At 47.4% G+C, this 1,709-nt stretch carries 2 protein-coding genes; both read left to right on the top strand.

All coding sequences use genetic code 11. The annotated features are described in order from the left end of the window. Nucleotides 1-41 precede the first annotated feature (41 nt). The gene (locus tag QUE62_RS06765; RefSeq protein ID WP_286261216.1) at nucleotides 42-851 is read left to right on the top strand and encodes a peptidylprolyl isomerase; all 810 of its coding nucleotides are present in this window, start codon (nucleotides 42-44) and stop codon (nucleotides 849-851) included. Nucleotides 852-858: 7 nt separating this feature from the next. Continuing rightward, on the top strand, nucleotides 859-1,698 hold the full coding sequence (locus QUE62_RS06760) for an aldo/keto reductase (protein ID WP_286261214.1): 840 nt from the start codon (nucleotides 859-861) through the stop codon (nucleotides 1,696-1,698). The last annotated feature ends 11 nt before the right edge of the window (nucleotides 1,699-1,709 follow it).

Here is a 1,709-nt window from a genome sequence, read left to right as displayed (position 1 = left end):
CTCGGCTTATTCATTCAAGAATTATTTCGTACAATCTGGTCATGAAAACAATCTGGCTTGCTTTACTATTGGTATTAATCCATCCCGCGACTGGATTGGCCAATCCTGAAAAAAAAGAATTAGCCTTTGTTGCCTCGGTCAATAACGCTCCAATCACTCAGCAGCTCTATGATGCTGCCCTTAAAAATGCCATTGAGCGGGGTGCCAAAGATTCCCCCGAACTTCGTCAAGCCATTAAAGAGGAATTAATCAACCGCGAGTTATTGGTCCAAGAAGCCAAGAAAGAGGGCCTAGAGAAGACCCCTGAGTTCATCCTACAGGTCGATCAGTTTGAGCAAACTCTCTTATTACAACTCTATATTGATCAGCACTTTCAAAAAAACCCCATTACGGATGAGCAACTCAAGGCTGAGTACGAGCGTCAAAAGAAATTAATTGGGGATACGGGTGGCGAAGTACAGTACCGCTTTAGCCAAATTGTGACCACTAAAGAGAGTGAGGCTATGATTTTGATGAGTCGCTTGCAAAAGGGCGATTCGTTTACCCAGTTGGCGCGCGAGTTTTCCGCTGATGCAGCTACTAAAAAAGAGGGTGGTAGTGTCGGGTGGGTCAACGCCTCCCAAATGAATGCTGCTGTCTTACAAACCTTGCGCCTTCTCAATAAAAACGAGTTTGCCAAAAAACCCATTCAAATTGGTAACGCGTGGGTGATCGTGCGTTTGGATGATAAGCGCGCGATGAAGATTCCGACTTTTGACGAATCCAAACCCCAATTGCGGCAAGCGATTGTGCAGCAGTACCTCACCGAGACCGTGCGGCGCTTGCGTCAAAATGCCAAAATTGTGATGTAAGGGTGGTATGGGTTTTCAGTTTCAGTGTCGCCTTGGACTGGGCACCTGGCAAATGGGGGAGAGCGCTCGCTCTGAAGCCCAAGAAATCACTGCGATTGCGTCCGCCATTGAAATGGGCTATCAACTCATTGATACTGCCGAGATGTATGGCTCTGGTCAAGCTGAAACCTTAATTGGTAAAGCATTGCAACGCGTTGGTAAAAGTACGCGTGACCATCTCCAAATTGTCAGTAAAGTATTACCCAGTAACGCGAGCACCAAAGGAACCATCACGGCTTGTGAGCGCTCAATTAGGCGGATGGGGTGTGACTATTTGGATTGCTATCTCTTGCATTGGCAAGGCTCTTATTCTTATGAAGCGACGCTTGAGGGATTGATCAAACTCCAGGAACGAGGAGTGATTCGTAGTTATGGCATCAGTAATTTTGATGCGCCCGATGTGAATGATTGGCTCGCAGCGGAGCGCAATGTCGGCAGTCCCTATCAAACGGTATGCAATCAGGTCTATTACGCTCTCAATGGCCGTGGCATTGAATACGATTTGATCCCGCTCATTCAAGAAAGGGGCATGGCATTGATGGCATATTCCCCGCTGGGCGCTGGTGCTCTGATGCACCATCCCCAACTTAGCGTACTAGCTAAAGAGGCTGGCTTGACCCCAGCGCAAGTGGCTCTCGCTTGGATCTTGCGCCAACCCAACGCAGTGGCGATTCCGAAAACCGTTCATCCAGAACGTCTCAAAGAAAACTTAGATTCAACAAATTTGGTATTGGATAGTGATTTACTTGAGGCGCTTAACCGGATATTTCCTGCGCCAACTCAAAAGAAACCGCTAATGGTAATTTAAGGGATAGTAGG

The sequence above is a fragment of the Polynucleobacter sp. HIN9 genome, from assembly GCF_030297635.1.
Lineage (GTDB): Bacteria > Pseudomonadota > Gammaproteobacteria > Burkholderiales > Burkholderiaceae > Polynucleobacter.
Note: the sequence above shows the minus strand (reverse complement) of the source record. Positions and strands in the feature narration are given on the sequence as shown.

Bases quoted from the DNA above. Each gene is read 5' to 3' on its own strand.
- QUE62_RS06765 (WP_286261216.1), top strand. From the start codon at position 42: ATGAAAACAATCTGGCTTGCTTTACTATTGGTATTAATCCATCCCGCG.
- QUE62_RS06760 (WP_286261214.1), top strand. From the start codon at position 859: ATGGGTTTTCAGTTTCAGTGTCGCCTTGGACTGGGCACCTGGCAAATG.